Source organism: Chloroflexota bacterium (genome assembly GCA_026710945.1).
Classification (GTDB): domain Bacteria; phylum Chloroflexota; class UBA11872; order VXOZ01; family VXOZ01; genus VXOZ01.
In genome coordinates this window covers 170,092-176,215 of sequence record JAPOQA010000028.1, presented here as the reverse complement: position 1 = coordinate 176,215, position 6,124 = coordinate 170,092, and the positions used below count along the sequence as shown (strand labels likewise).

Annotated in this window: 5 protein-coding genes; all 5 read left to right on the top strand. The window is 60.9% G+C overall.

Going from position 1 to position 6,124, the window contains the following annotated elements; genetic code table 11:
• Positions 1–333: 333 nt before the first annotated feature.
• The 5 genes from OXE05_06140 (at position 334) to OXE05_06120 (ending at position 6,098) form a co-directional block, all read left to right on the top strand.
• Positions 334–1,374, top strand: coding sequence for a hypothetical protein (locus tag OXE05_06140; GenBank protein MCY4436898.1), 1,041 nt, complete (start codon positions 334–336; stop codon positions 1,372–1,374).
• Between the two features lie 24 nt (positions 1,375–1,398).
• Positions 1,399–2,628, top strand: coding sequence for a 6-phosphofructokinase (locus tag OXE05_06135; GenBank protein MCY4436897.1), 1,230 nt, complete (start codon positions 1,399–1,401; stop codon positions 2,626–2,628).
• Between the two features lie 229 nt (positions 2,629–2,857).
• Positions 2,858–3,325 (top strand): disulfide oxidoreductase, encoded by a 468-nt coding sequence (locus OXE05_06130; protein ID MCY4436896.1) that lies wholly within the window; start codon positions 2,858–2,860, stop codon positions 3,323–3,325.
• 164 nt (positions 3,326–3,489) lie between these two features.
• A complete protein-coding gene (locus OXE05_06125) occupies positions 3,490–4,788 on the top strand; it encodes an adenylosuccinate synthase (protein MCY4436895.1) in 1,299 nt (432 codons plus the stop codon).
• Between the two features lie 242 nt (positions 4,789–5,030).
• Positions 5,031–6,098: a Gfo/Idh/MocA family oxidoreductase gene (locus tag OXE05_06120; protein MCY4436894.1), complete on the top strand. Its 1,068-nt coding sequence runs from the start codon at positions 5,031–5,033 to the stop codon at positions 6,096–6,098.
• The last annotated feature ends 26 nt before the right edge of the window (positions 6,099–6,124 follow it).

Sequence of the window (6,124 nt, the reverse complement as noted above, 5' to 3'; positions counted from 1 at the left end):
GTCATTCCGAACGGAGCGTAGCGGAGTGTCGCTCTTAGCGCGGAATCTAGAGTGCTGAGGCCGTGAAAGTGCGTTGAGCAGGGACCCTAGATTCCGCGAACCCTGTTCGACGCTCCGCTCGGAATGACATGCACTGTCAACTCCTCAGAATGGAAAGCGGATTCAGTCAACGAATTACTCAACACTTACAGGAATGACATGATTCCTGGCAGGCGAATGCTTCAAGGCTAAGTCTACCAATTACGCCGTGCAAGTAAAGTACAAAGATGTAAGCTATAATTGGTTGTTGGCACACAAACTATGACGCGCGTGACTACACCGGGAGACGCATAGATGGCAGAAACTGCGGGCGCTTACGCATTTGATCTCGATCGGTTCTTTCCCGAAGACGTCTTCTGGCGCATAACCGACGTGAGGGTGGATAAGCCGGAGATCGTGGCGCTGGAACAGCGCTCGCGCAAGCGGCGTTCGCACCTCGCCCCCGACGGCAAGCTCGTTATCTTGGCGGCGGACCATCCGGCCCGCATGTCTACCGCCACGCCCTCCGACCCGCTGGGCATGACGAACCGGCACGCCTACCTGGGTCGTGTGCTGCGGGCGCTGGTGGGGGGTCTCATCGATGGCCTGATGGCAACACCCGACGTTCTGGACGACGTCTTCATCGTCAACCATCTGGTCAAGCAAGGCGGCGGCCCGGGCTTCTTGGACGGCAAGGTCTTGTTGGGTTCCATGAACCGCTCCGGCCTGGCCGGGACGACGTTCGAAATGGACGACGACATGACCGCCTATACGGCTGACGGTATAGCCGAGGCGAACCTGGACGGCGCCAAGGTGCTGTGGCGACTTGATCCCAATGAGCCGGGTTCCGGCAAGACGCTCATGTACATTGCGGAGGCGGTCAGCGAACTCAGCGCGATGGGCCTGCCGAGTTTCTTGGAACCACTGCCGGTCAAACGCACCGAGAACGGCTACCAACCGGTCAAGGACCCCATCGAACTGCTCAAGCAGATCGGTGTGCTCTCCGGCCTGGGTGGCAATACCGCCCGCACCTGGTTGAAGATTCCCGTGTGCGAGGGCTATGAGCGGGTGGTACGAGCCACGACCATGCCGCTCCTGATGTTGGGCGGGGCGTCCCACGACAATCCCGAACCGACTATACGTGAATTCGCCCGCGGCATGGGCGGCGGGCCCAATGTACGCGGGGCCATGGTAGGACGCAACGTGCTCTATCCGGGTCAGGACGACCCATTGGCAGTTGGCACGGTAATAAGCGAGATCATTCATAACGGCATTGGCCCGGACGAAGCGTTGGGAAGACTTCCCCGCTACCAAGACCAGGGCATAGACTTACTGACACAATACGCACTTTCCTGAGAGCGAGAGGAGCGGAAACCTCTTATGCCTGACACTCTGCGCGGCAATTTGGCGGTCGGCCAATCAGGTGGGCCTACCGCGGTTATCAATGCATCGCTCGTGGGCGTATTGCACGAGGCGAGCAAACATTCCGCAATAGAAAACGTCTACGGCTTGCGGCATGGTGTAGAAGGCTTGCTCAAGGAAGACTTGATGGACTTAGGGGGGGCAAGTGATGAATTGCTGGAGCGCATCAAGCGCACGCCGGCGGCCGCCTTGGGGTCCTGCCGCCGCAAGTTGCGGCCGGACGACTACGTGCGCATCCTTGAGGTCTTTCGCGCCCAGAACATCAGGTATTTTCTCTATAACGGCGGCAACGACTCCATGGACACCAGCCAGCGCATCGCCGATCTGGCGGAGCGTGAGGGCTATGAATTGCGCGTGATTGGCGTCCCGAAGACCATAGACAACGACCTCATGTACACCGATCACTGCCCCGGCTACGGCAGCGCCGCCCGTTTCTGCGCCTTGTCGGTGCGCGACATGGGCCGAGACGTGGAAGCAATGGCGGGATACGACAGAGTTGCAATTTACGAAAGCATGGGCCGTCATGCCGGTTGGCTCACTGCCGCAAGTTGCTTGGGCAAAGAGAGCCCCATCGACCCGCCGCACCTGGTGTATGTACCGGAGATACCGTTCAGCGAAGACCGCTTTCTGGATGATGTTTCCCGGACTTTCGTCAAATTCGGCTTTTGCACGGTGGCGGTTGCCGAGATGCTCACTACGGCGGATGGCGACATTGTCGGACTTTCGGAGGCTACCGTGAACTCTGATTCCTTCGGTCATATCATAGTCGCCGGATGTGGCAACTACCTGGCACGGCAGGTGCGCGAACGGTTGGGTATCAAAGCGCGGGCGAACCGTCCAGGCACTTTGCAGCGGTCGTCAATGGTCACTGCCTCCACAGTAGACCGTGAGGAGGCCTATATGGTCGGGCAAGCGGCCGTGCGGGAAGCCGTGGGCGGCGCCGGCGGCGTCATGATTACTTTGGAACGAACCGGCGACGACCCCTACCAGTCCACGACCGGTACGGCGCCATTGGGAGCAGTGGCCAACGCCGAGAATCTCATGCCGCGGGCCTACATGAACAGGGACGGTAATATGCCGACTGAAGCATTCCACGCGTATGCCCGGCCGCTGATCGGTGATCCACTGCCGCCGGTAGGCCGCTTGACGTACAATGCCGTCGAGCAGCGAGCCACTGCGGCGACCTGACAGCGCGCGCGAGTCTGGGTTTCCAATGGATTTAGCGCCGCAGACAGCGGTGTACGGTTGCTAATTCGGTGCTATTCAGAAGAATTGGGGAGTGACATACCCTATGTGGTCCGTGCCTCAAGCCCTTGCAACGCTCACCCTGATCGCATTCGGGGCGATACCCGTAATCATAGTCGCAGGAGTGTGGCAGCGTGTAGTGTCAGCCGCAGTTCCCGCACGCACGACCCCGCTGGGACGCGTCTGGGCGCACGGCCGGGACTCTGCGCTTGGTCTGGCATGGGTGGCGGCGCTTGTCGCAACCCTGGGCAGTCTCTACCTCTCTGAGATTGCTCACTATCCGCCCTGCACGCTCTGTTGGCTGCAACGCATCGCTATGTACCCGTTGGTAGTGGTCCTTGGCATCGGCGCGATCCGCGACGATCGCGACGTGCGCTGGTATGCGCTGCCGTTGGCAGGCATCGGCGCGGGTCTTGCCTTCTATCATGCGCTTTTGCAGCGTGTGCCCAGCTTGCAACAGTCGACAAGCTGCAGCGCGGATGCGCCCTGCAACGTTATGTGGTTGCGCGAGTTTGGGTTCGTTTCCATCCCCGTGATGGCGCTCGGCGCGTTCCTGCTGATTGCGGTATTGTTGCTCGTTGGCGCCACAGCCGCTGCCGGCGATGTCGCGGAAAGCGGGAGAAATAGGCGCGGACGTTAGTCTTTGCCCGCGCTACATGGCGAGTCTCCCTGTCAAGACGGGTGGTTTGTCCGGCACGCGGGCATAGGGTACCATAAGGAATGGCGCATCACGCCGGTGATGCCGGGGTTCGGTCTTTCTGCTAAACGAACGGCTTGGTTTAGCTTGTGTTGAGGGAGGCATCCATGCCAGTTACAGCCGTGGTTGGAGCCCAATGGGGTGATGAGGGCAAGGGGCACGTGGTGGATTTCCTGGCCTCGCAGGCCCACATGGTAGTTCGATACCAGGGTGGGGATAATGCAGGTCATACGGTTGTAAACAGCCATGGCAAGTTTGCGTTGCATCTCTTTCCATGCGGAGTATTCTACCCGCATGTGCACAATGTGCTCGGCACAGGCATGGCAATCAATCCGCAGTCATTCCTAGCGGAAATGAAGATGCTGAATGACGCGGGGCTGGATACAATTCCCAGCCACGTGCACATATCGGAGCGGGCGCAGGTGGTGATGCCCTATCATGTGCTCTTCGACGGCCTTGAGGAAGAAGCGCGCGGCAAGAACGCGCAGGGCACGACCAAGCGCGGCATCGGCCCCTGCTATACCGACAAGGCGGCACGTATCGGGCTGCGCATGGGCGACCTGACCGACGCGGCACACTTGCGCGAATACTTGCGCCACGTCTTGGAGGCGAAGAATAGCCTTCTCACGCGCATTTACGACCACGAGCCGCTCGCCTACGCCGACGTGCTGGAGCAGGCCCTCGCCTGGGGCAAGCAACTCGGCCCGTACATCAAGAATACGCATCCCTTGGTGCAGCAGGCGTTGCGAGAGGATAGGACGATCCTCCTGGAAGGCCAGCTTGGCGCATTGCGCGACATCGATTGGGGGATATACCCCTATGTAACGTCATCGTCTCCCATAGCCGGCGGCAGCGCCACCGGCGCCGGAGTGCCGCCGCATCGGATCGGCAACATCATTGGGGTGGTCAAAGCCTACACCACGGCGGTGGGCGAAGGCCCGGTGCCGACCGATCTTGACGGCGAAATGGGCGAGACTCTGCGGGAAATCGGTGAGGAGTACGGCGCTACCACGGGCCGGCCCCGCCGCTGCGGCTGGTTCGATGCCGTCGCCGTGCGCTACGCCGCCGAACTCTGCGGCTTTTCGTCGATTGCCGTCACCAAGATCGACGTGCTCGATCAAATGCCCACGCTCAAGATTTGCGTCGCCTACGACGTGGACGGCACGCGCTATGAGACGGTACCGGACACACGCCTGATGGCACGTGCCCGGCCTATCTATGAGGAACTTCCCGGCTGGCAGCAGCCAACAACCAGCGCCCGCGCGTGGCATGACCTGCCACCCAATGCCCAGGCGTACTTGGAACGCATTAGTGAACTAACGGGTGCGCCCATCTGCATGGTGGGCGTGGGCCCGCACCGCGACGATACGCTGATAGTAGACCTGCAGCACTATGAAGTAGCTTAGGGTCGGCCGTAAAGTGAAAGTTGCCCGCATGAACTTGCCCTGCGATTCTGCGACCCTTCGACAGGCTCAGGGCGAGCGGATTGAAGTAGGGCAAACGGATGGACACAGGGCGAAGGGTCGAAGCACCGCTGGCAGTTCAGCGGGAATTGAAGAGTAACAGGATGTGAGTAAGCATGTCCCGCCCCGCGTGGCAAGGGCGGGCCGGACGCTGAAGTGAGTGTACAGAAGGAGAGATGTGCAACATGGCGACTCAGCAAGCGATTGGGTTTGGCGTGATCGGCGCCGGGGGCATTGCCCGCTCCCACACGCAGGCCATTAAAGACGCCGCCGGGGCGGAGTTGATCGGCATCGCCGACATGGAGCCGCAGTTTGCGGTGGGACTAGCGAATGAACATAACGTCACGGCCTACGGCTCTGTGGCTGAGCTGCTGGCCGACGATGCCGTGCAGGTCGTAAACATTTGCACCCCCACCGGCACCCACGCCGAGTTGGGCATCCAAGCCGCAAAAGCCGGCAAGCACGTCATTTGCGAGAAGCCCTTGGACGTCACCCTGGAGAAGGCTGACGCGCTGATGGCGGCGTGCCATGAAAACGGCGTGAAATTGGCGGCGATCTTCCAGTCGCGCTTGCACCCGCTCTACGCCAAGGTGAAAGAGACCATCGCTGCCGGTCGGTTGGGACGCGTCTTCTACGCCGACGTGCAGCTCTACTGGCTGCGCACGGCGGAGTACTTTTCCGGCGGCGGCCCGGTCAGTTGGCGCGGCACCTACAAGTTCGACGGCGGCGGCGCGTCCATGAACCAGGGCATCCACAGCATCGATCTCCTCCAGTGGATCATGGGACCGGTGGAGTCGCTGACCGCTCAGCTCGGCACCTTCACCCACGATATCGAAACGGAAGACCTGGCCGTAGTGAATGCCCGCTTTGCCAACGGCTCGTTCGGCAACATGGTCTTCACCACGTCGGCCTATCCGGGGCTCGATCATAACTTCCACTTCTTCGGCGAGAAGGGCACCATTTGCCTGACGAACGCCGGTGTCGTCACCTGGCGCATTCAGGGCGACCGGGAGGAAGAGGAAGAGCAGGAGATGAAGTCCGGCTACTCCGCGCGCATGACCGCTGCCGCCGACCCCACGGTCAAAGGTTGGAACGGCCACCAGGTGCAGGTAGAGGACATGGTACAGGCGATTCACGAGAACCGCCCGCCGGCTATCACAGGCGACGAGGCGCGTCACGCGCTGGAGATCGCCGTCGGCATCCAAAAAGCCGGTAAGATCTCACCCGCGCCGGTGACGTTCCCGCTGGACTAGGGAATGAGCCGCCAAGAATCGTAAGT

Coding starts and splice junctions, on each gene's coding strand:
- OXE05_06140 (MCY4436898.1), top strand. CDS start 334: ATGGCAGAAACTGCGGGCGCTTACGCATTTGATCTCGATCGGTTCTTT.
- OXE05_06135 (MCY4436897.1), top strand. CDS start 1,399: ATGCCTGACACTCTGCGCGGCAATTTGGCGGTCGGCCAATCAGGTGGG.
- OXE05_06125 (MCY4436895.1), top strand. CDS start 3,490: ATGCCAGTTACAGCCGTGGTTGGAGCCCAATGGGGTGATGAGGGCAAG.
- OXE05_06120 (MCY4436894.1), top strand. CDS start 5,031: ATGGCGACTCAGCAAGCGATTGGGTTTGGCGTGATCGGCGCCGGGGGC.